This window comes from Achromobacter sp. Root83, assembly GCF_001428845.1.
Classification (GTDB): Bacteria; Pseudomonadota; Gammaproteobacteria; order Burkholderiales; family Burkholderiaceae_B; genus Achromobacter.
Map to the genome: position 1 here is coordinate 183,224 of NZ_LMIU01000027.1, position 22,585 is coordinate 205,808.

The 22,585-nt window shown below is 67.4% G+C and carries 20 protein-coding genes; 15 read left to right on the plus strand and 5 right to left on the minus strand.

Annotation, left to right across the window (positions count from 1 at the left end):
• The first annotated feature begins 130 nt into the window (after positions 1–130).
• The 14 genes from ASE30_RS27245 to ASE30_RS27310 all read left to right on the plus strand — a co-directional run bounded on the left by ASE30_RS27245 (position 131) and on the right by ASE30_RS27310 (position 17,521).
• The gene (locus tag ASE30_RS27245) at positions 131–2,353 is read left to right on the plus strand and encodes an indolepyruvate ferredoxin oxidoreductase subunit alpha (RefSeq protein WP_057287395.1); all 2,223 of its coding nucleotides are present in this window, start codon (positions 131–133) and stop codon (positions 2,351–2,353) included.
• 13 nt (positions 2,354–2,366) lie between these two features.
• Positions 2,367–3,923, plus strand: a complete 1,557-nt coding sequence (locus ASE30_RS27250) for an indolepyruvate oxidoreductase subunit beta family protein (protein WP_057287396.1) — start codon at positions 2,367–2,369, stop codon at positions 3,921–3,923.
• 14 nt (positions 3,924–3,937) lie between these two features.
• Positions 3,938–4,915, plus strand: coding sequence for a PDR/VanB family oxidoreductase (locus ASE30_RS27255; protein WP_057287397.1), 978 nt, complete (start codon positions 3,938–3,940; stop codon positions 4,913–4,915).
• A 21-nt stretch (positions 4,916–4,936) separates the two neighbouring features.
• Positions 4,937–6,256, plus strand: a complete 1,320-nt coding sequence (locus ASE30_RS27260) for an aromatic ring-hydroxylating dioxygenase subunit alpha (protein ID WP_057287398.1) — start codon at positions 4,937–4,939, stop codon at positions 6,254–6,256.
• Entirely contained in the window at positions 6,253–6,744 is a 492-nt protein-coding gene (locus ASE30_RS27265; RefSeq protein ID WP_057287399.1) for an aromatic-ring-hydroxylating dioxygenase subunit beta, read from the plus strand. Before ASE30_RS27260 ends, ASE30_RS27265 begins: the two co-directional genes overlap by 4 nt.
• Before the next feature lie 9 nt (positions 6,745–6,753).
• On the plus strand, positions 6,754–8,439 hold the full coding sequence (locus ASE30_RS27270) for an AMP-binding protein (RefSeq protein WP_057287400.1): 1,686 nt from the start codon (positions 6,754–6,756) through the stop codon (positions 8,437–8,439).
• On the plus strand, positions 8,436–9,605 hold the full coding sequence (locus tag ASE30_RS27275; RefSeq protein ID WP_057287401.1) for a thiolase family protein: 1,170 nt from the start codon (positions 8,436–8,438) through the stop codon (positions 9,603–9,605). The genes ASE30_RS27270 and ASE30_RS27275 overlap by 4 nt, the downstream gene beginning before the upstream one ends.
• Positions 9,602–10,843: an SDR family NAD(P)-dependent oxidoreductase gene (locus ASE30_RS27280; protein WP_057287402.1), complete on the plus strand. Its 1,242-nt coding sequence runs from the start codon at positions 9,602–9,604 to the stop codon at positions 10,841–10,843. The genes ASE30_RS27275 and ASE30_RS27280 overlap by 4 nt, the downstream gene beginning before the upstream one ends.
• A gap of 38 nt (positions 10,844–10,881) precedes the next feature.
• Positions 10,882–11,667, plus strand: coding sequence for a cyclase family protein (locus ASE30_RS27285; RefSeq protein ID WP_057287403.1), 786 nt, complete (start codon positions 10,882–10,884; stop codon positions 11,665–11,667).
• 36 nt (positions 11,668–11,703) lie between these two features.
• Positions 11,704–12,432: an SDR family NAD(P)-dependent oxidoreductase gene (locus tag ASE30_RS27290; RefSeq protein WP_057287404.1), complete on the plus strand. Its 729-nt coding sequence runs from the start codon at positions 11,704–11,706 to the stop codon at positions 12,430–12,432.
• 175 nt (positions 12,433–12,607) lie between these two features.
• Positions 12,608–13,759 (plus strand): ABC transporter substrate-binding protein, encoded by a 1,152-nt coding sequence (locus tag ASE30_RS27295; protein WP_057287405.1) that lies wholly within the window; start codon positions 12,608–12,610, stop codon positions 13,757–13,759.
• Positions 13,760–13,937: 178 nt separating this feature from the next.
• A complete protein-coding gene (locus ASE30_RS27300) occupies positions 13,938–14,978 on the plus strand; it encodes a branched-chain amino acid ABC transporter permease (RefSeq protein WP_057287406.1) in 1,041 nt (346 codons plus the stop codon).
• Positions 14,975–16,768: an ATP-binding cassette domain-containing protein gene (locus ASE30_RS27305; RefSeq protein WP_057287407.1), complete on the plus strand. Its 1,794-nt coding sequence runs from the start codon at positions 14,975–14,977 to the stop codon at positions 16,766–16,768. Before ASE30_RS27300 ends, ASE30_RS27305 begins: the two co-directional genes overlap by 4 nt.
• On the plus strand, positions 16,769–17,521 hold the full coding sequence (locus ASE30_RS27310; protein WP_057287408.1) for an ABC transporter ATP-binding protein: 753 nt from the start codon (positions 16,769–16,771) through the stop codon (positions 17,519–17,521).
• Between the two features lie 30 nt (positions 17,522–17,551).
• Here the strand turns inward: ASE30_RS27310 and ASE30_RS27315 are convergent, their stop codons facing one another.
• Complete coding sequence (locus ASE30_RS27315) at positions 17,552–18,487, minus strand: glycosyltransferase family A protein (RefSeq protein WP_057287409.1); 936 nt, start codon at positions 18,485–18,487, stop codon at positions 17,552–17,554.
• 222 nt (positions 18,488–18,709) lie between these two features.
• Here ASE30_RS27315 and ASE30_RS27320 point away from each other — a divergent pair, with 222 nt between their 5' ends.
• Positions 18,710–19,669 carry a LysR family transcriptional regulator gene (locus ASE30_RS27320; RefSeq protein WP_057287410.1) on the plus strand — a complete coding sequence of 320 codons (960 nt, stop codon included), beginning with the start codon at positions 18,710–18,712 and terminating at the stop codon, positions 19,667–19,669.
• Positions 19,670–19,795: 126 nt separating this feature from the next.
• On the opposite strand, the gene ASE30_RS29790 is transcribed toward ASE30_RS27320, so the two are convergent.
• The 4 genes from ASE30_RS29790 to ASE30_RS27335 form a co-directional block, all read right to left on the minus strand.
• Entirely contained in the window at positions 19,796–19,924 is a 129-nt protein-coding gene (locus ASE30_RS29790) for a hypothetical protein (RefSeq protein WP_006226408.1), read from the minus strand.
• Positions 19,925–20,054: 130 nt separating this feature from the next.
• Positions 20,055–20,990, minus strand: a complete 936-nt coding sequence (locus tag ASE30_RS27325) for a sugar kinase (protein WP_057287411.1) — start codon at positions 20,988–20,990, stop codon at positions 20,055–20,057.
• The gene (locus ASE30_RS27330) at positions 20,983–21,633 is read right to left on the minus strand and encodes a bifunctional 4-hydroxy-2-oxoglutarate aldolase/2-dehydro-3-deoxy-phosphogluconate aldolase (protein ID WP_057287412.1); all 651 of its coding nucleotides are present in this window, start codon (positions 21,631–21,633) and stop codon (positions 20,983–20,985) included. Before ASE30_RS27330 ends, ASE30_RS27325 begins: the two co-directional genes overlap by 8 nt.
• Before the next feature lie 22 nt (positions 21,634–21,655).
• The gene (locus ASE30_RS27335; protein ID WP_057287434.1) at positions 21,656–22,441 is read right to left on the minus strand and encodes an IclR family transcriptional regulator; all 786 of its coding nucleotides are present in this window, start codon (positions 22,439–22,441) and stop codon (positions 21,656–21,658) included.
• Positions 22,442–22,585 lie beyond the last annotated feature (144 nt).

The window sequence follows — 22,585 nt, forward strand, 5'->3', positions numbered from 1 at the left end:
TTCATCTTTTTTGTTGACAGCTAAAACATTGACTCCTAAAGTATTTTTCAGGCGATGATTTCGTGACATGACGATGCTGCGCGGCAGCAAGGCTTGAGGACCGGCGTGCCGGTCCGCGAAAGGGATCCAGATGGCGGAAAGGTCTTTCAAGAAAGAAGTCCAGCAATTGCGCATCGGCGCGGGCGAAGAGTTCCGCGGTGAAGGGATTCTGGCCGTCACAAAGGCCCTGCTGCAATCCGGCGTGGGCTATGTCGCCGGCTACCAGGGATCGCCGATCTCGCATCTGATGGACGTGCTGGCCGACGCCAACGACATCCTGCAGGAACTGGGCGTGCATTTCGAGGCCAGCGCCTCGGAAGCCACCGCCGCCGCCACGCTGGCGGCCTCCGTCATGTACCCCATCCGCGGCGCCGTCACCTGGAAGTCCACGGTCGGCACCAACGTCGCATCGGACGCGCTGGCGAACCTTGCTTCGGGCGGCGTGACGGGCGGCGCGCTGGTCATCGTGGGCGAGGACTACGGCGAAGGCTCCTCCATCATGCAGGAACGCTCGCACGCGTTCGCCATGAAGTCCCAGATCTGGCTGCTGGACCCGCGCCCCAACCTTGAAAGCATGGTCAAGGCGGTGGAAGACGGTTTCGAACTGTCCGAAGCCAGCAAGACGCCCGTGATGCTGCAACTGCGCATCCGCGGCTGCCACGTGCACGGCCGCTTCACCGCCAAGGAGAACAAGCGTCCCGCGTTCTCGCTGGCCCAGGCGCTGGAAAGCCCGGCGCGCGACACCAGCCGCATCGTGCTGCCGCCCGCGTCCTTCCTGCATGAACAGGAAAAGATCAAGGAGCGCTGGCCCGCCGCCATCCGCTACATCAAGGAACACCAGCTCAACGAGCACTTCGCCGGTGACCACGACGACATCGGCCTGATCCTGCAGGGCGGCCTGTACAACGGGGTCATCCGTTCGCTGCAACTGCTGGGCCTGGCGGACAACTTTGGCAACAGCCGCATCCCGCTGTACGTCATGAATGTGACCTATCCGGTCATCGAAGACGAGGTCATCGGTTTCTGCCGCGGCAAGCGCGCGGTGCTGCTGCTTGAAGAAGGCCAGCCTGACTACATCGAACAGAACCTGCACGCCGTGCTGCGCAAGGCGGGCATCGACACCCACCTGTCGGGCAAGGACGTCCTGCCCATGGCAGGCGAATACACCACGCAGGTCATGCGCGACGGCCTGCGGGAATTCCTGAAGCGCCACCGGCCCGAATCGCTGCTGACCCACCCCGCCGTCATGGCGGACTCGGCGGCTGAAACACGCCTGCTGCAAAGCACCGAGGTATCGCGGCCCAAGCCGGCGCGCCCGGCGGAACAGCCCATCACCTTCCACAAGCAGGTCGAAGGCCTGGCCGCCGTGGTGCCGCCCCGTCCGGCCGGATTCTGTACGGGCTGCCCCGAGCGCCCCATCTTCTCGGCGCTGACGCTGGCACAGGAAACGCTGGGCCAGCACCACATTTCCTGCGACATCGGCTGCCACCTGTTCTCTATCCTGCCGCCCTTCAACCTGGGCGCCACGACCATGGGCTACGGCCTGGGCGCATCCAGCGCGGCGGCCTTCAACGTGCCCGCCGCCAAGCGCCCCATCTCCATCATGGGCGACGGCGGCTTCTGGCATAACGGGCTGTCGTCCGGCATCGGCAACGCGGTGTTCAACAAGTACGACGGCGTCATCGTCATCGTCGACAACTTCTACGCATCGGCCACCGGCGGGCAGGACATCCTGTCGTCGCGCGCCGACAACCCCGATCGTTCCACCAACAACCCGATCGATCAGGCCGTGCGCGGCGTCGGCGTGAAGTGGGTGCGCACGCTGGACCGCACCTATGACGTCGCCCGCGTCCGCGCCACCCTCGAAGAAGCGCTGACCACCGACGTCCAGGGCCCCAAGGTCATCATCGCGCAGTCCGAATGCATGCTGAACAAGCAGCGGCGCATCAAGCCGCTGTTCAACAAGGCAGTCAAGGAAGGCCGCCGCGTCGTGAAGGAACGCTTTGGCGTGGATCCCGACGTCTGTACGGGCGATCACGCCTGTATCCGCTTGTCGGGCTGTCCATCGCTCACCGTCAAGGACAGCGGCGACCCCCTCAAGGAAGATCCCGTGGCGCACGTGGACAGCAGTTGCGTGGGCTGCGGCAACTGCGGCGAAGTCGCCCATGCCGCCGTGCTGTGCCCGTCCTTCTACCGCGCCGACGTCGTCCACAACCCGACCGGCGGCGACCGCATCCTGGCGCGCGTGCGCGGCGCGGTCATCGGCTTCCTGCAGCGCCGCCGCGCGGCGCGCCTGTCCCAACACGCCCTTTAAGGACACCTGCCTCATGAACCCGGCGGCTATGCAGCAAGGCAACCCGATCAAGATCGCCATCCTGGCCATGGGCGGACAGGGCGGCGGCGTGCTGGCGGACTGGATCGTCGACATGGCCGAGCACGCCGGCTGGTGGGCGCAGACCACGTCGGTGCCGGGCGTCGCCCAGCGCACCGGCGCCACGATCTACTACCTGGAACTGCTGCCCGAAGCCGACGTCAAGCGCGCCGGCTGCCAGCCCGCGCTGGCGCTGATGCCCACGCCCGGCGACGTCGACCTGGTGGTGGCGGCCGAACTGATGGAAGGCGGCCGCGCCATTCAGCGTGGCCTGGTCACGCCGGAACGCACGGTGCTGATCGCGTCCTCGCACCGCGCCTATGCGGTCAGCGAAAAGTCGACGCCCGGCAACGGCATCGCCGATCCCAACAAGGTGCTGGAAGCCGGCCGCGCCGCGGCCAGGCGCTTCCTGTGCTTTGACCTGCAGGACCTGGCGGACCGCGCCGGCAGCGTCATCAGCGCCAGCCTGTTCGGCGCGGTGGCCGGCAGCGGCGCCCTGCCCTTCGCGCGCGCAGACTACGAGGCCACCGTGCGCCGCGCCGGCCTTGGCGTGGACGCCAGCCTGCGCGCCTTTGCGCTGGGCTTCGAAGCGGCCGACCAGGCGCCCGCGCAACCCGCCGCCATCGACCTGTCGCGGCCGGTGCCGGCCTTGCCCGAACGGGCCGCGCATCCGCGTACCCAATCCCTGCTGGACCAGATCAAGCGCGACTTCCCCGCCTGTGCGCAGCCCATGCTGGCCGCAGGCGTGCGCCGCCAGATCGAGTTCCAGGACCTGGCCTACGCCCAGGACTACCTGCGCCGCATGAAGGCGATCCGCGACCTCGACGCGCAACATGGCGGCGACGCCCGGCAATGGGCGCTGACCTGCGCCGCCGCGCGCTACGTGGCCACGGCCATGGCCTATGACGACGTCATCCGCGTGGCGGACCTGAAAACGCGCGGCACGCGCTTTGACCGCGTCCGCCAGGAAGTCGGCGCCCTGCCGGACCAGTTGGTCTACCTGACCGAATTCATGCATCCCCGTCTGGAAGAGATCTGCGGCACCCTGCCCTCGCGGCTGGGCCGCTGGCTGGAAGCATCCAAGGCGTTCGGCGGCTTTGTCGAACGCCGCCTGGGCAAGGGGCGGCGCATGCAGAGCGGCACCCTGGGCGGATTCCTCATGCTGTACACGCTGGCCGGCATGCGGCGTTTCCGCCGCCGCACGCTGCGCCACCAGATCGAAACCGAGAGCCTGGAACAGTGGCTGGCCTTGATCGCCACCCTGGCGCCCCAGGACTATTCCCTGGCCATCGAAACCGTCAACTGCCGCCGCCTGGTCAAGGGCTACAGCGACACGCACGTGCGCGGCGGCGGCAAGTACCGCCAGCTGATCGCCGCGGCGGCCCAACTGGCGGGCCGGCCCGGCGCCGCCGACTCGCTGCGCGCGCTGCGCGACACCGCGCTCGCCCATGAAAAGTGCGGCCCCATGGAACGCCAGATCGCGGAAGAACTGGCCGTTCGCGCCAACGCCTGAAAGAGACAGACATCGTGCAGACACTCAAACTGATCGTCCAGGAAGTCCGGCAGGAATCGCCGCTGATCCGTTCGTTTCGCCTGGCGCGCGCGGACGCCGGTCCGCTGCCCGCCTTCGGACCGGGCGCGCACCTGAAGGTCTCGATACCCGGCCTGCGCGATCCGCGCTGCTATTCGCTGATCCAGCTTGCGCCCGAGGCCCGGCGGTTCGCCGAGCCCTCCGAATACCGGCTGGGCGTGCGGCTCGAGGAAACCAGCCAGGGCGGATCCCGTCACATGCATGCGTTGGCCGAAGGCGACACCCTGACGGTCGAAGGCCCCAAGAACGACTTTCCGCTGCACGAATCGCCCGCCGGTGACGAGCCCGTCGTGCTGATCGCGGGCGGCATCGGCATCACGCCCATCGCGTCCATGGCCGCCGCGCTGAAGGCCGCCGGCCGCGCCTTCCACCTGCATTACTGCAGCCGCAGCAAGGACCAGCTTGCCTTCCTGCCCGAGCTGCAGGCCCTGGCGGACGGCGCCCTGACGCTGCACGCCGACGACGACCCGCCCAGCCGCTTCGACCTCCAGGCGCTGCTGGCCTCCGCGACGCCGCGCCAGCACCTGTATGTATGCGGCCCCAAGGGCCTGATCGACGCCGTCATCCAGGGCGCCCGCGCGCGCCATTGGCCCGATGCCCACATCCATTTCGAACTCTTCGTCGCCGCCGCCGCGCAGGCTGGCGACCAGCCCTTCGAAGTCGAACTGCGCCAGTCCGGGCGCGTGCTGGCCATTCCGGCGGACAAGACCATCGTCGACGTGATGGAAGAAGAAGGCTGCGACCCGATGTACGACTGCAAGCGCGGCGAATGCGGCGTCTGCCAGGCCACGGTGCTGGAAGGCGAGCCCGACCATCGCGACTACTACCTGTCCGACACCGAGAAGGCCAGCGGAAAAATCATCCAGATCTGCATCTCGCGCGCCAAGTCCGCGCGGCTGGTGCTGGACCTGTAGCGCCTAGACAAGGAAGCGGCCATGGCCAACTATCGCGACAATCCTGACGCCATCCGCGCCCTGCTGCGCGACACCGAGGTGCACAAGGACCTGTTCATCGACCAGGAACTGTTCGACCTGGAAATGGAGCGGCTGTACGCCAACACCTGGGTCTATGTCGGCCACGACAGCCAGGTGCCCAATCCCGGCGATTACGTCACCACCACGGTCGGCAACCAGCCCGTGGTGATGGTGCGCCACAGCGACAAGACCGTGCGCGTTTTGCACAACCGCTGCCCGCACAAGGGCACCATGGTGGCCGGTGACGCCTGCGGCAACACGGGCAAATTCTTCCGCTGCCCCTATCACGCCTGGACGTTCAAGACGGACGGCAGCCTGCTGTCGATACCCCTGAAGAAGGGCTACGAGAACACCGGCCTGGAAAACTGCGAAGCCAGCCAGGGCATGGCGGCCGTGAAAGACGTGAAGAACCATCGCGGCTTCGTCTTCTGCCGCCTGAATCCCGACGGCCAGTCCTTCGAGGATTTCTTCGGCGAATCGCTGTCCACGCTGGACAACATGGTGGACCGTTCTCCGGAAGGCCGCCTCGAAGTCGCGGGCGGCGTGTTGCGCTACATGCACCGCTGCAACTGGAAAATGCTGGTCGACAACCAGACCGACACCTGCCACCCGATGGTGGCCCACGAATCGTCCGCCGGCACGGCCGTCAAGGTCTGGGAACAAGCCCCGGAAGGCACGCCCAAGCCCATGGCGGTGGAGCTGTTCGCGCCGTTCATCTCGCCCTACGAGTTCTTCGAGAACATGGGCATCCGTGTCTGGGAAAACGGCCACGGGCACACCGGGGTGTCGGATTCCATCCACGCATCCTATTCCGGCGTGCCGGGATACTGGGAGTCGATGGTTGAGTCCTATGGCGAGGAACGCGCCAAACAGATCCTGGGCGACGTGCGCCACAACACGGTGTACTTCCCCAACATCATGGTCAAGGGCCCCATCCAGACGCTGCGGATCTTCAAGCCCATCGCCGCCGACCGCACGCTGGTGGAGTCCTGGACCTTCCGCCTGGTGGGCGCGCCCGATCTGCTGCTGGAACGCACCCTCATGTACAACCGCCTGATCAACGCGCCGACGTCCGTCGTGGGCCACGACGACCTCGAAATGTACGAGCGCGCGCAGGACGGCCTGCATTCCCGCGCCCGCGACTGGGTCAATGTGGGGCGGCTGTACTCGCCGGAAGAAGCGGGCCAGAAGAACGTCAACACCAATGGCACCAACGAATGGCAGATGCGCAACCAGTACCGCGCATGGGGCCGCTACATGACGGGACCGGAATCCGTATGAGCACAAGCGACCGCGACTTGATCGATTTCGTCTACGCCGAGGCGCGCATGCTGGACGAGCTGCGCTTCGAGGACTGGCTCGGCCTGTACACCGACGATGGCCATTACTGGATGCCGCTGGCGCACGGCCAGACGGATGCGAAGCTGCACGCGTCGCTCATGTACGAAGACAAGCTGCTGCTGCGCGTGCGCGTGGAGCGGCTGGCGGGCCAACGCACCTTTTCGCAGCAGCCCAAGAGCCGCTGCCATCATCTGCTGCAGGCGCCCACCGTGGAACACGGCCATCCGGACGCCGCGCCCGCGGAAGGCCGTCACGTCGTGCGCACCGCCTTCCACTACGTCGAGACCCGGCAGGACGCGCAAACCCTGTACGCGGGCTGGACCACGCACCACCTCGTGGAGCAGGATGGCGCCCTGCGCATCCGCCTGAAGCGCGTTGACCTCGTCAACTGCGACGCCGCCTTCGGCAATATCCAATTGTTCATGTAGGAGCGGCTTGTGAGCACCACCGTCCACCAGGCTTTCCTCGACACCGCGTCCTGCCATGACGCCCGGCCATTCCTGTGCATCCTGCCCGAGACGGCCCGCGCCTACGGCATCGAAGCCGGCGAGCTTTCCTACGCACAGGCCGCCGACGCCATCGAAACCCTGCGCGCCGCCTATGCCCGGGCCGGCTACGGCCACGGCCACCGCGCCGGCCTGCTGCTGGAGAACCGCCCCGCCTTCTTCCTGCACTGGTTCGCGCTGAACGCGCTAGGGGTCTCGGTCGTGCCGATCAACCCCGACCTGCGCGCCGCCGAACTTGAATACCTGACGGGACACTCCGAGATCGCGCTGGCCGTGGCCCTGCCCGAACGACACGCCGGCCTGCTGGCCGCCGCCGAACGCGCCGGCCGAACGCTGCGCGCCATGGGGCCGGACGACGCACCGCCGGCCGCGCCGTTTCCCCCGCCGCTGCACGGCACGCCCCCCGGCGAAACGAGCGAATGTGCGCTGCTCTACACGTCTGGCACCACCGGCCGTCCGAAGGGCTGCATCCTGCCCAACCGGTATTTTCTGCATGCGGGCGGCTGGTACGCGCGCATCGGCGGCCTGGCTGCCCTGCGAGCAGGCCAGGAACGCATGCTGACGCCGCTGCCGCTGGTGCACATGAACGCCATGGCGTATTCCGCCATGGCCATGGTGCTGACCGGCGGCTGCCTGATTCCGCTGGACCGCTTCCACCCCCGGAGCTGGTGGGACAGCGTGCGCGAGTCCCGCGCCACCGTGCTGCACTACCTGGGCGTCATGCCCGCCATCCTGATGAAGGCCGAGCCGTCCGAACACGACCGCCAGCCCGCCATCCGCTTCGGTTTCGGCGCCGGCGTGGACCGCAAGCTGCACGCCCCCTTCGAGGCGCGCTTCGGCTTCCCGCTGCTCGAAGCCTGGGCCATGACCGAAACCGGCGCGGGCGCCGTCATCATCGCCAATCAAGAGCCGCGCCACGTCGGCACCAGCAGCTTCGGCCGCGAAGAGGACGATGTGCAGGTCCGCATCGTCACGGACGCCGGCGGGCCCGCCGCTGTCGGCGAACACGGCGAACTGCTCGTGCGCCATGCCGGAGACGATCCGCGCTACGGCTTCTTTGCCGGCTACCTGAAGGACCAGGCCGCCACCGATGAAGCCTGGCAGGACGGCTGGTTCCATACCGGCGACATCGTGCGCCGCGAGGCCGACGGCGCGCTGCGCTTCGTCGACCGCAAGAAGAACGTCATCCGCCGCAGCGGCGAAAACATCTCGGCCGTGGAAGTGGAAAGCGTGCTGATGCAGCACCCGCTGGTGAAGGCCGTGGCGGTGGCCGCCGTGCCCGACCCGGTGCGCGGCGACGAGGTCCTGGCCTGCGTGGTGCCGGAAACGCCGCCCGCCGATGCGGCCGCCCTGGCAGAGGCCGCGCGCAGCATCGTGCAATGGAGCCTGGAGCAATTGGCCTATTACAAGGCGCCGGGCTATGTCGCATTCGTGGACAGCCTGCCGCTCACCACCACCAACAAGATCCAGCGCGGCGAAATGAAGGCGCTGGCGCCGGCCCTGCCCGGCACGGCGCGCTGCGTCGACACGACCGCAATGAAGAAACGCCCCCACGCCGCGCCCGCTGACGCGGGCTTTCTGCCCCCCGCCGCGCCCTCCCAGGAGCCCGCCCAATGAGCCGCCTGGGCTATGACGGCGTCGTGGCGGCCCTGCCGGTCACGATTCCGTACGAGCGCTATTCGACGCATGCCGCGCACTGGTGGTTGGGACGCGCGCTGGGCGCGCTGATCCGGCAGTCCGGCGTGGCCAAGACCGATGTCGATGGCCTCTGCGTGTCCAGCTTCACGCTGGCGCCCGACACGGCGGTCGGTCTGGTCCAGCATCTGGGCATGACCCCGCGCTGGCTGGACCACATCCCCATGGGCGGCGCCAGCGGCGTGGCCGCGCTGCGCCGCGCCGCGCGGGCCGTGCAGGCGGGCGACGCCAGCATCGTGGCCTGCCTCGCGGGTGACACCAACCATGTGGACTCGTTCCGCAACACGGTCAGCCAGTTCTCGCGCTTTGCGCAGGACGCCGTCTACCCCTATGGCGCGGGCGGCCCGAACGCCAGCTTCGCGCTCCTGACCGCCAACTACATGCGCGCCACGGGCGCCACCCGCGCAGACTTTGGCAAGCTCTGCGTGGCGCAGCGCGACAACGCCCTGCGCTATCCCCACGCCCTGATGAAAAAGCCGCTGACGCTGGCGCAGTACCTGGACGCCCGCGTCATCACGGATCCGATCCACCTGTTCGACTGCGTCATGCCTTGCGCGGGGGCCGACGCCTTCCTGGTCATGAGCGAAGACCGGGCGCGGGCGCTGAAGCTGCCCTACGCGCGCATCCTGTCCACCATAGAACGCCACAACGCCTGGATCGAAGACCCCATCCAGACGCGCGGCGGCTGGACCATGGACGTGGACGAACTCTACGGCCAGGCCAACGCCTCCCCCGGCGACATGGACTTCCTGCAGGCCTACGACGACTATCCCGTCATCAACCTGATGCAGATGGAAGACCTGGGCTTCTGCGGAAAAGGCGCGGCGCCGGCGTTCGTGCGCGGCAACACCTTCACCGTGGACGGCAGCTTTCCCTTCAACACCAACGGCGGCCAGTTGTCCGTGGGCCAGGCCGGCGCCGCCGGCGGCTATCTCGGCATGGTCGAAGCGCTGCGCCAGTTGACGGGCGCGGCCGGCGGCACCCAGGTGGCCAATGCCCGCATGGGGCTGGTCAGCGGCTTCGGCATGATCAATTACGACCGCGGACTGTGCACCGCCGCGGCCATCCTGGCAAGGAGCGACGCATGACCGAGCCGCTGGCCAAGCCTCCCCGCAAGAATCCGGTTGCGCGCACCCGGCAGCCCACGCTGCCGCCCGGCTCGCGCAGCCGAGCGGCCCTGGGGCTGACGGCCGCCGCCGCCGAAGGACGTTTCGACCTGCAGACCTGCGCCGACTGCGGCGCGGTGCAATACCCCCCGCGCGAAGTCTGCGGCCACTGCCTGTCCGAGCATCTGCCCTGGCGCTCCGCCGATCCCAACGGCGTGCTGCTGGTCAGCACCATCCTGCACCACAGCAACGACCTGTACTTCCGCGAACGCCTGCCCTGGCGCGTGGGCACGGTGCGGATGGACGCCGGTCCATCCGTTGTCGCGCATGTCCACCAGGACTGCACCGATGGCGGCCGCGTGCGCCTGGCGCTCAAGCTGGACCGCAGCGGCCAGGCCGTGATGATCGCTCTGCCTGAAAGGAATACCCCGAACATGGAAGACGACAAGACCCTGCGCGAAACCTCGTGCGACCCAAAGTTCCGCCGCGCACTCGTGACGGACGGCAAGTCCGCCGTCGGCCAGGCGGTGGCGCGCGCCCTGTTGGACGCGGGCTGCCCCACGGTGTTCCTGGGCGATCCCCAGGCCTGGAAGCGCGATGCCGCCTTCGAGGCGTTGGCGTCGGACCCGCGCGTGCAGACCGTGACGCTGGACGTGACCGACACCGATTCCGTCGAACGCGTGGCCGCGTCCATTGGCGGCAAGGTCGAGATCCTGGTGAACACCGCCGACCTCGAACGCGAAGGCGGCCTGCTGAACCGCAAGGACGTCAACACGGCGCGCGACGCCATGGACGTGAACGTGCTGGGCCTGATGCGGCTGGCGCAGTGCTTTGGCCCCGCCCTGTGCGGACGCGCCGCCGACGGCGTGAACAGCGCCGCGGCCTGGGTCAACGTGCTGTCCATCTACGCGCACATGAACCTGCCGTCGCGCGGCATGTGGTCGGCGTCCAAGGCCGCCGCGTTGTCGCTGGCGCAATGTCTGCGCGCGGAAATGCGCGGCGCGGGCGTGCGCGTGGTGAACGTATTTCCCGGCCCGGTCGACCACGAATGGGAACAACGCACCCCGCCGCCGCGGGTGGCGCCCGCGGCGATTGCCGCCGCCATCGTGCGCGCGCTGAAGGACGGTTTGGAAGACGTGTACGTCGGCGACGTGGCGCAGGAATTCCGCGCCCGGCTGGCCGAGAACCCCAAGGGACTGGAACGGGAGCTGGGCGCGTAGCCGCGCGCCCCCCTAACAAACCAACAGGAGACAGCACCGTGAGTCAAAACATTCTTGCCCAATTCATGGCCGAACTGCTGGCCGGACGCATCCGCCTGGTGGACCTGACCGAAACCCTGACGCCGGAATTTCCCACCATCGTGCTGCCGCCGGAGTTCGGCCAGGCATGGCCGTTCCGCATCGAGGAAATCTCGCGCTACGACGAGCGCGGCCCGGCCTGGTACTGGAACAACTTCTCGTGCTCCGAGCACACCGGCACGCACTTCGATGCGCCGGCGCATTGGGTCACGGGCAAGGATCAGCCCGACAACACCGTGGACACCATTCCCGTCGACGCCTTCATCGCCAGCGCCTGCGTGATCGACTGTTCCGCCGAATCGCTCGGCAACCCGGACTTTCTCCTGACCATCGACTTCGTGAAGAAGTGGGAGGAGCGGCACGGCCGCATTCCCGCGCGGTCGTGGGTGCTGATGCGCACCGACTGGTCCAAGCGCGCCAAGCCCGCCGAATACCTGAACATGCAGGAAGACGGCGCGCATTCGCCCGGCCCCGACGCCGAGGTCGTGCCCTGGCTGATCAAGGAACGCGACGTGCACGGCTTCGGCACCGAGTCGGTGGGCACCGACGCCGGCCAGGCCCAGCACCTGGACCCGCCCTACCCCTGCCACTACTACATGCACGGCAACAACCGCTACGGCCTGCAATGCCTGACCAACCTGGACCAGCTTCCGGCCACGGGCACCGTGATCTTCTCGGCGCCGCTAAAAATCCGCAGCGGCTCAGGCAGCCCCTTGCGCGTGCTGGCGCTGGCGCCCAGGAACTGATCCGGCACTGCCGATACCAACAACACTGGGGAAACCATGACGCAAAAAAATGTTGCCATCGTCACGGGCGGCAGCGCCGGCATCGGCGCCGAGATCTGCCGCAGCATGCTGGACGCGGGCTATGAAGTGATCTCGATGGCGCGCCGCGCCGCCGACTTCTCCCACCCGCGCCTGCACAACGTGCAGGTCGATCTGCTGGACGCCGACGCCACGGCGCAGGCCGGCGCCGAGGCCGCGGCGCAATTTCCGGTCAGCCACGTTATCCACAATGCCGGCGTGATCTGGCCGAACCTCCTGCCGCAGGTCACGCAGGAAGAGTTGCACGGCCTGACGCAGATCCACCTGGGCGCGGCCATCAGCCTGGTGCAGGCGGCGCTGCCCGGCATGCAGGAACGCAAGTTCGGACGCATCGTCATGATGTCCTCGCGCGGCGCGCTGGGCCTGCCCACCCGCACCGCGTATTCGGCGACCAAGGCGGGCATGGTCGGCATGGCGCGTACCTGGTCGCTGGAACTGGCGCCCTACGGCATCACGGTCAACGTGGTGGCGCCTGGCCCGATCCAGACCGACATGTTCTACGAAGTGATCCCGCCCGGCAGCGAACGCGAACGGCAGTTGGCCGACGGCATTCCGGTCAAGCGCCTGGGCCGTTCGGACGACGTGGCGCGCGCCGTGATGTTCTTTGCGGACCCGGCCAACAGCTTCGTCACCGGGCAGACCTTGTTCGTCTGCGGCGGCGCCAGCGTCAGTTCCATCACCATCTGATCGCCTTTTCCAATCGCCCGCTTCGGGTTTTGACGGATAGGTAAGCACGGGGACCGGGTCTACAGTGCTGATCCTTGCCTCTTGGAAATTTTAAGCAACAAGTAATTCCCGCTGTTCCTGTTCTCTCCGTTTTCCAGCCGCACTCCCACTCTGCTCCCTATCCGGAGGATTTGCCATGCTGTCGAAGAAACTCCCCCTGGCCGCTGCCGCCGCCGTCGCCGCCCTGTTCGCCCTGCCCGCCCTGGCGCAGGTCAAGGTCGGTGTCGTCACCTCATCCACCGGCCCTACCGCGCTGGTCGGGATCCCGCAGAAGAATACGGTGCCGCTGCTTCCCAAGAAGATCGGCGACCTGACGGTGGAATACATCGCGCTGGATGACGCCAGCGACTCCACCAACTCTGTCACGGCCTTCAAGAAGCTGATCTCGGAACAGAATGTGGACGCGCTCATCGGGCCGTCGGGCTCGCCCAACGCCATGGGCGTGATCCAGTTCGCGGCCGAGGCCGGCGTGCCGATGCTGGCGCCGGTGGGCACCGCCGCGGTGGTGCTGCCGATGAACGACCAGAAGAAGTGGGTCTTCAAGACCACGCAAAACGACGACATCATCGCGCGCGCGCTGGTGGATCACATGGCCAAGACCGGCATCAAGACGGTCGGCTTCATCGGCCTGAACGATCCCTATGGCGAGAACTGGTACAAGGTCTTCTCCGGCCTGGCTACGGAAAAAGGCATCAAGGTCGCCGCCAACGAACGCTATCTGCGCTTTGACAGCTCGGTGACGGGACAGGCCCTGAAGATCCTGGCCGCCAAGCCGGACGCCGTCCTGGTGGCCGCTCCCGGCGCCGCCAGCGTGCTGCCGCAAACCACGCTGTTCGATCAAGGCTACAAGGGCAAGTTCTACCAGACCCACGGCGCCGCGCTGCCCGACTTCCTGAAGCTCGGCGGCAAGAAGGTCGAAGGCACCATCCTGGCCGCCAGCCTGATGCTGGTGCTGCCCGAAATGCCGGACAGCAACCCGTCCAAGAAGGTGGCGACCGACTACATCGCCGCCTACGAGAAGCTCAACGGGTCCAAGCCCGCCACCTTCGGCGCCAATGTGTACGACGCCGGACTGCTGCTGGAAAAGGCCGTGCCGCTGGCCGAGAAGGCCGGCAAGCCCGGCACCAAGGAGTTCCGCAACGCCTTGCGCGACGCGTTGGAGCAGACCAAGGATCTGGTGGGCACACAGGGCGTCTACAACATGAGCGCCGCCGACCACAGCGGCTTTGACGACCGCGGCCGCGAGCTCATCACCGTGAAGGACGGCAACTGGACCCTGGTCAAGTAAAAGGTTGGGTCCCCCCCGAAGCGCTGCGCGCTTCCCCCCAGGGGGCATGCCTGCGGACCGGCTGAGCCCGGATCCGCGGCATCCCGATGGGGTGCGCAGAGCCTGCTTCTTGGCGACGCCCGCGGCGCATGTGAGAGTGGCGTGCCTGTCGTGCTTGTCTGTCTAGCCGGAAATTCGCATGAATGCTCAGATTGCCTTGATACTCGGGCAGGACGGCATCACCAATGGCGCCATCTACGCGCTCTTGGCGTTGTCCATCCTGCTGGTCTTTACCGTTACCCGCGTGCTGTTCATCCCGCAGGGCGAGTTCGTCGCCTTCGGCGCGCTGACGATGGCGGCCATCCAGGCCGGCAAGCCGGTGCTGCTGGTGTGGCTGCTGCTTGCCTTCGCGGTGGCCGAAGCCGCCGCCGACCTGCTGGCCAGGCGCAAGCGGCCGGGCCGCAACCCTGCCGTGTGGCGCTTGGCCGCCAAGGTGATCTATCCGCTGGTGCTGGCCGGGCTGTTCTACCGCCTGCCGCTGGCCCAGTTGCCCATGGCCGCGCAGGCGCTGCTGACGCTGCTGCTGGTCGTGCCGATGGGGCCGCAGCTGTACCGCCTGTTCTACCAGCCCATCGCCTCGGCCTCGACGCTGGTGCTCCTGATCGTCTCCATCGCGGTCCACCTGGCGCTGGTCGGCCTGGGCCTGCTGGCCTTTGGCGCGGAGGGCGCGCGCACCGCGCCGTTCAGCGACGCCAGCCTCGCGCTGGGCCCCATCAACGTCAACAGCCAGGCGCTGTGGGTGGTGGCCGTGTCGGCGCTGCTCATCATCGTGCTCTACCAGTTCTTCGAACGCTCGATGTACGGCAAGGCCTTGCGCGCCGCCGCCTTCAACCGGCTGGGCGCGCGGCTGATGGGCATTTCCCCCATCTTCGCGGGCAAGGCGACTTTCTTCCTGGCCGCGCTGATCGGCACGGTGTCCGGCATTCTGGTCGCGCCCATCACCACCATGTATTTCGATTCCGGTTTCATGGTCAGCCTGAAGGGCTTCGTAGGCGCCATCATCGGCGGCCTGGTGAGCTATCCATTGGCTGCGGCAGGCGCCGTGCTGGTCGGCCTGATCGAGGCCTTCTCCTCATTCTGGGCCAGCGCCTACAAAGAAATCATCGTGTTCACGCTGATCATCCCCGTGCTGCTCTGGCGTTCCCTGAAAAGCCATCACGTCGAGGAAGAAGACGAATGACCCCGCGCCACATCCTCCTCGCGTTCCTGGCCCTGCTGGCGCTGGGGCCCCTGGTCTTGCCGCCGTTCTATGTGACGCTGCTGAACTACATCGGCTTGTACGCCCTGGTGGCCCTGGGCCTGGTGCTGCTGACCGGGGTCGGCGGCCTCACCAGCTTCGGACAGGCCGCCTTCGTGGGCGTGGGCGCCTACACCACGGCGCTGCTCACCACCCGCGCCGATGTCCTGCCGTCCTGGCTGGCCTGGCTGGGCGCATCGCCCTGGCTTGCCTTGCTGGCCGGCCTGGCGCTGACGCTGGCGCTTGCCTACCTGCTGGGCGCCATCACACTGAAGCTGTCCGGCCACTTCCTGCCGCTGGGCACCATCGCGTGGGGCCTGTCGCTGTACTTCGCCTTCGGCTCCGTCGAAGGCCTGGGCGGCCACACCGGCATACCCGACATCCCGGCCATCAATCTGTTCGGCTGGTCGCTCAACCAGGGCGGCAACATCTATTACCTGATCTGGGCATTCCTGCTGATCGCCGTCTGGTCCACCCAGAACCTCCTGGACTCGCGCGAAGGCCGCGCCATCCGCGCGCTCAAGGGCGGCCGCGTGATGGCCGAATCCATGGGCGTGGACACGGCCCGTTCGCGCATGGTGATCTTCGTCATCGCCGCCTTGCAGGCCTGCGCGTCCGGCTGGCTGTACGCGCACATGCAGCGCTTCGTGAATCCGCACCCCTTCGGCCTGCAGATGGGCATCGAGTACCTGTTCATGACCGTGATCGGCGGCGCCGGGCAGGTCTGGGGCGCGCTGGTGGGCGCGGGGGTCTTCACGGTGCTCAAGCAGTGGCTGCAGGACCTCTTGCCCAGGGTGCTGGGGCAGACCGGCAACTTCGAGGTCATTGTGTTCGGCTTCGGCATGGTGCTGCTGCTGCACCGCGCGCGCAGCGGCCTGTGGCCGGTGCTGACGCGCTGGATTCCCGTACGCAAGCCGCCGCGCAAGCTGGACCTGTCGGCCGAACCGCTACCCAGAAAGCCCATGCCGCCGCGCGGCGAGGTGGTGTTGAAGGCCGTGGACGTAACCCGCAAGTTCGGCGGGCTGGTCGCCAACAACGCCATGAACCTGGAAATCCGCGCCGGCGAGATCCTGGCGCTGATCGGTCCCAATGGCGCCGGCAAGAGCACGATGTTCAACCAGATATCCGGCGTCGATTCGCCCACTTCGGGGCACGTGACGCTGCTGGGCCAGCCCGTGGCCGGCGCCGGCGCGCGCAGGATCGCCCGGCTGGGGCTGTCGCGCACCTTCCAGCACGTGCGCCTGCTGGGCCGCATGAGCGTGCTTGAGAACGTGGCCATCGGCGCGCACCTGCGCGGGCACCGGGGCGTGCTGCCGGCCGCCTGGCGGCTGGATCGCGCCGAAGAAGCGCGCCTGCTGGCCGAGGCCGCGCGCCAGGTCGAGCGCGTGGGCCTGGGCAAGCACCTGCACGACGAGGCCGGATCGCTGGCGCTGGGCCAGCAGCGCATCCTGGAAATCGCGCGCGCGCTGGCGTCCGACCCCTGCATCCTGCTGCTGGACGAACCGGCCGCCGGGCTGCGCTACCAGGAAAAATGCGAACTGGCCGAACTGCTCAAAAAGCTGCGCGCCGAAGGCATGGCCATCCTGCTGGTCGAACACGACATGGACTTCGTGATGGGCCTGGTGGACCGCGTCGTGGTCATGGACTTCGGCGAGAAGATCGCGGAAGGCCTGCCGTCCGAGATTCAACAGAATCCGGCCGTGCTCGAAGCCTATCTGGGCGGAGTGGAATAAATGAACGCAAAACTGCTGGAAGTGCGCGACCTGCGCGTGGCCTACGACAAGGTCGAGGCGATATCGGGCGTCAGCCTGGCGGTGGGCGAAGGCCAGATCGTTACCGTGATCGGGCCTAACGGCGCTGGCAAAACCACGTTGCTGTCCGCCATCATGGGCGTGCTGCCCTCACGCGGCCAGATCGTCTTCGGCGGCAAGGAACAGGAACATGCCGAGATCGAGGAAATGGTGGCGGCCGGCATGAACCTTGTGCCCGAAAAACGCGAACTCTTCGCCGAAATGACGGTGGAGGACAACCTGCTGCTCGGCGCCTTCGACCGCTTTCGCCGGGGTGTGCGGGACCAGGACAAGACCCTGGCCGAGGTCTACGAGCTGTTTCCGAGGTTGCGGGAGCGCCACGCCCAACTTGCCGGCACGTTGTCGGGCGGAGAACGGCAGATGCTGGCCCTGGGCCGCGCGCTGATGGCCAAGCCTCGCCTGCTGATGCTGGACGAACCCAGCCTGGGCCTGGCGCCGCGCATCGTGCGCGAGGTGTTCCGCATCGTGGCGCGGCTGCGGGAAATGGGCGTGTCCATCCTGCTGATCGAACAGAACGCACGCGCGGCGCTGCAGGTCGCCGACTATGCCTACGTGCTGGAAACCGGCGCGGTCACGCTCGAGGGTCCGGCCGCGCAGGTGGCGCAAGACCCGCGCGTGGTCGAGGTGTATCTGGGACTGGGGCACGCCGCCGCCGCGGCCACGCCCGGCGCCTGAAACGCGGGCCGCCGCCGGGGCCGGCGCGGCCTAGACCACGCCGCGGCGCCTGTCGCGGCGGTACAGCGCGTAGCCCAGCGGCCACATGGCGGCCACGAGGAAGGTCGCCAGGGGATTGGTCAACCGGTAGGCCTGCACGGCCGTCGGCACGCCGGAGTGCTTCAGGTGCAGCCGAAAGCGCGTGTAGCGCGCGGCCGCCATGATGAACTCGCGGGGCCGGTAGCGGAAGAACTCCAGGTGATGCTGCAGCATGTCCCAGGCCAGCAGATACAGGCCCTGGGCATTGCTGGACACGGACACCGCGCCCTGGCTCAAGCCGCCCGGCGTGTCGTGATACGTGCGCACGACGCGGTTGATGAATCGGCTGAGATAGCCGGCGCGGGCCACCGCCCACCAGACCAGACTCTCCGGCACGAAGCCCGCGACATCCTCGGGAAATGGATATTTCCTGAGAATGTCGGTGCGCATACAGCCGAATTTCTCGCCCTTGATGCGATAGCGGAAGTAGACGTCCACCGCCGTGCTGTCGAACACGTCCTGCGGATAGCGGTCGCCCACGATGGTGCCGTCGGGCCGGGCGCACAGGCCGGTCACGGCGACATACGAATCGCGCCGCGCCGGCGGAATGGCGTCCCAGGCATTCTTGAAGATGGCCAGGGCGTCCGGCGGCATCTCGTCGTCGCTGTCCAGGCCCACGATCATCTGGCCGCGCGCCTCGCGCACGCCGCGGTTGAACGCCGTCTTCTTGTGTTGATTGTTCTGCCAGACGTAGCGGATGGGAAAGTCGGCGCGCGCCTGCCAGGCCAGCACGGACTCGTGCGTGTTGTCGGTGGATCCGTCGTCCACCACGACCCATTCGAAATTCCTGAAGGTCTGCCGGGAGAGCGATTCATAGACCCGGTGCAGCGTACCTGCCCGGTTGTAGGAGGGCGTCAGAACGGTGAAAAAAATCGGTGTATCGGTCATGCCTGCTGTGCCCCTTTGCGATTTCCGTGGAACCGCTGCGGTCTTGGCTCTTATGTTTTCGCCTGCAGTGTAGGGGATATGCCCCCATGAACCGATGCCATGGCATTTGCATTTGCAATCAAATCTGACAATCGGTGCGCTTTTCGCACGAAACCGGCGCAAGCACGCATTGGGCGGCACATCGTAGTGGCGTAAACTCGGGCGGCCCAATTCGGAACGCCTATGGAAGCCTCGCCCGTCCAGCTCAATGACATTGCCTTGTTCGTGGAGGTCGCCAAGCGCAAGAGCTTCAGCCAGGCGGCGCGCGCGCTGGACATGCCGACGTCGACGCTGTCGCGCCGGATCAACGAACTGGAGCGCGCCATCGGGCTGCGGCTGATCAACCGCAACACGCGCCGGCTCGACCTGACCGAGGCGGGCGCGGCCTATATGCGGCGCTGCCAGGGCCTCATCGACGAGGCCCGCCTGGCGCACGAACAGCTTTTGTCGCTGTCGGGCGGCCCGTCCGGCAATCTGCGGGTTTCCATGCCGTTCAGCCTGGCGATCTGGCTGCTGCCCGAGACCATCAACGACTTCACCGAGCGCTACCCCGAGGTGGAGTGCGAGTTCGACCTGAGCATGATGACGGCGTCCGATGCGCAAGGCACGCCGTTCGACGTGGTGCTGCGCTTCGGCCGCGAAACCGACTATCCCCTGGCCTCGACGGACAACGGCAACGGTTCCCCCATCCCGGCCATCAGCGGCGCGGTGGTGCAGGAACTGGTCTCGCTGGACAACTACCTGTATGCGTCCGACCGCTATCTGGAACGCTACGGCGAACCCCAGACGCCCGGCGACCTCACGCAGCACCAGTGCCTGCGCACGACCATCGACGAGGCCCATTCGCACTGGACGCTGCACAACGGCACGGTCTCCGAACGCATTCCCGTCCGGGGGCACCTGGCGGCCAACAACATGAGCATCGCGGGCACGCTGGCCGGCCTGGATCTGGCCATCACGCGCATGCCGCATTGCCAGGCCCTGGACCCGATCATCAAGCGCAACTCGCTCAGGCGCGTGCTGCCGGGCTGGACGGTGGACCCGATCTCGATCTACGTGGTGTATCCGTCGAGCATCCAGCCCGCAAAAACGCGGGCCTTCATGGATTTCATCCGGCCCAAGCTCGGGCCCGCGCTGACGTAAATCCCGAACCCGTAAAAAAACCCGCAAGGCGCGAGCCAGCGGGTTTTTTCAGATCGGGGCGGGTGGGTTGGATCGGGGGTTGGTCCGAGGTTGGACCTGATCAGACTCACCAGCCACACACGTCAATTAGACGCGCTTGATCTTTTCCAGCATCTTGAACACACCCTTGGGCGACTTGACGAACAAGCGCTTGAAGGCCTTGCCCAGGCAACGGCGTTCCAGGGTGTTACGACGCACGCGTTTGCGTTCAGCCATGTTGATTCTCCTGTTGAATTTGCGGTGAAGTGACGATATCAGCCCGCACAACCGGAAATAGGGCTGGCTGAAAATTCGGGTAACTTGGCATTTTAGCCTGAAATCCGTAAACCACGCCAACGGGCGGGATTTACGGGGCTGCCGTGTCCTTCAGCCGCTCCCAGACCTGTTCGGCCCGCGGCAGCGGGTCGACCGCGCCGTAGCCCAGGGTGGACAGCGCCGCCGCCGCGTTGGCGTAGCGCACCGCGTCTTCCCAGGAATCGCCCTGGCAGCGGCGCGCCAGCAGGGCGCCGGCGAAGCAGTCGCCCGCGCCGGTGGCGTCCACGGCGTCCACGCGCAAGGCGGCCACCGGCGTGCGGTTGCGGCCATCGTCGATGATCGAGCCGTCCTTGCCCAGCTTCAGCACCACCACGCCGCCCGCGCCGCCTTCGCGGATCCAGTCCAGCGTGCGTTCGGGGTCGTCATTGCCGGTCAGGTGCTGCATATCGTCCATGCTGGGCAGGAACAGATCGGCCGCGCGCATCGTTTCGCGCAGGATGGCGCGGGCGCGATCGACCGGCCACAGGCGCAGCCGCAGGTTCGAATCCAGGCTGACCTGCGCGCCCGCCGCATGCGCGCGTTCGATGGCCGCGAAGACCGTGTCGCAGGCGCTGGTGCTGATGGCCATGCTGATGCCCGACACATGCAGGAAGCGGGCGCGTTCGATCACCCCGCCCGGCAGGCTGGCCGGCGTCATCAGGCTGGCCGCCGAGCCGCGGCGCAGATAGCTGAAGGCGTGGCCGTCCGGACCGTGCTGCACGAAGTACAGGCCGGTATGGGCGTCGTCGTCGACCTGCACGCCGGACGTATCCACGCCCTCGGCGTTCCACAGGTCCAGGAACTGCTGGCCGAAGGCGTCGTTGCCCACCCGGGTCAGGTAAGCGCAACGGGCGCCCTGGCGCGCCGCGGCGATGACCGCGTTGGACGTGTCGCCGCCGAAGCCCTGCAGGTATTGAAGCTGGCCCTGGTGGGTCTGGTTCAGTTCAACCAGCGGCTCGCCCAGCGCGACGATATCGAAGTCAGCCATGGGCGGCCTCGCGGGTGCGGGTGATCTGCGCCACCAGCGCGGCGGTGTCGCGCGCGGCGAAGGCGGCCTTGTCGTACAGGTTGCTGCCGATGCCCACCAGGCCGGCGCCCGCGGCGAAGTACGTGCCCATGTTGTCCTGGGTGATGCCGCCCGTGGGGCAGAAGATCGTATCCGGGTAGACGGATTTCAGCGCCGCCAGGTGCTTGGGACCGCCCGTGTCCGCGGGGAACACCTTCACCACATCCACGCCCGCGCGGCGGGCCGCCAGCACCTCGGTGGGCGTGAACGCGCCCAGCAGGCACAGGGCGTCGGCGGCGTGCGCCATGTCGACGATGTCGGTGGCCAGCGCCGGCGACACCAGGAAGTCCGCGCCCGCCACCAGCGCTTCGCGCGCCTGGGCCTCGTCCAGCACGGTGCCCACGCCCAGCAGCAGGCCGGCGCCGTGCTTGTCGCGCAGCGCGCGCACCAGGTCGGTCACGCCGGGAATGGTCCAGGTGAGTTCCAGCGTGGTGCAGCCGGCCGCGACCGCGACTTCGGCGGCATAGGCCGCGGTGGCGGCATCGGTGTACCGCAGCACGGGGACGACCCGCGCGGCCAGCAGGGCGGCAAGCTTGGAGGCGATGGGAGCAGCGGATGCGGTCATGGAGTTCCTCTGGGAATGACGGTCACGCGCCGCCGGACGATACCGGCAGGACGGCGAGTTTGGCCGCGGCGGCGTCGCGCAGCCGCAGCAAGGGTTCGATGTAGGCGGCTTGCGGGTCGTCGCGCCGCCGGAACAGCAGCGTGCTGACGCTGACCCCGGCGACGGGCCGGCCGGCCGCGTCGCACAGCGCCACGCCGTAGCAGACGATGCCGGGTTCGTTTTCCTCGTTGTCCATGGCGTAGCCGCGCGTGACGGCCTCGCCCAGCACCGCGCGCAGCGCGGGCAGGCTGGTCACCGTGGAAGGCATGCGCGCCTCCAGCGGAAGATCGCGCAGCAGGCGTTCACGCGCGGCCTCGTCCAGCGCCGCCAGGTAGGCCTTGCCGACCGCGCTGGAATGCAGCGCCACGGACGATCCCACGCGCGACACCATGCGCACCGGGCCGGGGCTTTCGAGCTTGTCGATGTAGATCATTTCGTGGCCGGCGGGCACCGCCAGATGCACGGTTTCGCCGGTTTCGTCGCGCAAGGCCTGCAGTTCGGGCGCCAGCGCGGCGCGCAGGTCGAACTGCGACCAGGCCCGGCTGGCCAGGGACATCAGGCGCGTCCCCAGGCGGTAGACGCCGCCGGTTTCCCCGACCATGCCCTGTTCGGCCAGGGCGGCGATGATCCGGTAGACGGTGGGTCGCGGATAACCGCAGGTACGCGCCAGCGCGGCCGCCGTGGGCGGCTGCGGCGCATCGGCCACCGCCTGCAGCACCGTCATGAACTTCGCGAATGCCGCGGCGCCCGCGACCTTGGTTTCCAGCAAGAACGTCCCCAAATAATGATGTCGGCACCCAACTAACGATAGCCAAGCAGAGGCGCAACGCAAACAGCGCGAATTTCAGACGAATCTGCGATACTGTTTATTTGTACAGCTACCGAGGCCGGATTGTCCATATTATGGACCCCT

Bases quoted from the DNA above. Each gene is read 5' to 3' on its own strand.
- ASE30_RS27290 (WP_057287404.1), top strand. From the start codon at position 11,704: ATGACGCAAAAAAATGTTGCCATCGTCACGGGCGGCAGCGCCGGCATC.
- ASE30_RS27300 (WP_057287406.1), top strand. From the start codon at position 13,938: ATGAATGCTCAGATTGCCTTGATACTCGGGCAGGACGGCATCACCAAT.
- ASE30_RS27250 (WP_057287396.1), top strand. From the start codon at position 2,367: ATGAACCCGGCGGCTATGCAGCAAGGCAACCCGATCAAGATCGCCATC.
- ASE30_RS27315 (WP_057287409.1), bottom strand. From the start codon at position 18,487: ATGACCGATACACCGATTTTTTTCACCGTTCTGACGCCCTCCTACAAC.
- ASE30_RS27280 (WP_057287402.1), top strand. From the start codon at position 9,602: ATGACCGAGCCGCTGGCCAAGCCTCCCCGCAAGAATCCGGTTGCGCGC.
- ASE30_RS27260 (WP_057287398.1), top strand. From the start codon at position 4,937: ATGGCCAACTATCGCGACAATCCTGACGCCATCCGCGCCCTGCTGCGC.
- ASE30_RS27330 (WP_057287412.1), bottom strand. From the start codon at position 21,633: ATGACCGCATCCGCTGCTCCCATCGCCTCCAAGCTTGCCGCCCTGCTG.
- ASE30_RS27275 (WP_057287401.1), top strand. From the start codon at position 8,436: ATGAGCCGCCTGGGCTATGACGGCGTCGTGGCGGCCCTGCCGGTCACG.
- ASE30_RS27295 (WP_057287405.1), top strand. From the start codon at position 12,608: ATGCTGTCGAAGAAACTCCCCCTGGCCGCTGCCGCCGCCGTCGCCGCC.
- ASE30_RS27325 (WP_057287411.1), bottom strand. From the start codon at position 20,990: ATGGCTGACTTCGATATCGTCGCGCTGGGCGAGCCGCTGGTTGAACTG.
- ASE30_RS27310 (WP_057287408.1), top strand. From the start codon at position 16,769: ATGAACGCAAAACTGCTGGAAGTGCGCGACCTGCGCGTGGCCTACGAC.
- ASE30_RS27320 (WP_057287410.1), top strand. From the start codon at position 18,710: ATGGAAGCCTCGCCCGTCCAGCTCAATGACATTGCCTTGTTCGTGGAG.
- ASE30_RS27305 (WP_057287407.1), top strand. From the start codon at position 14,975: ATGACCCCGCGCCACATCCTCCTCGCGTTCCTGGCCCTGCTGGCGCTG.
- ASE30_RS29790 (WP_006226408.1), bottom strand. From the start codon at position 19,924: ATGGCTGAACGCAAACGCGTGCGTCGTAACACCCTGGAACGCCGTTGC.
- ASE30_RS27245 (WP_057287395.1), top strand. From the start codon at position 131: ATGGCGGAAAGGTCTTTCAAGAAAGAAGTCCAGCAATTGCGCATCGGC.
- ASE30_RS27265 (WP_057287399.1), top strand. From the start codon at position 6,253: ATGAGCACAAGCGACCGCGACTTGATCGATTTCGTCTACGCCGAGGCG.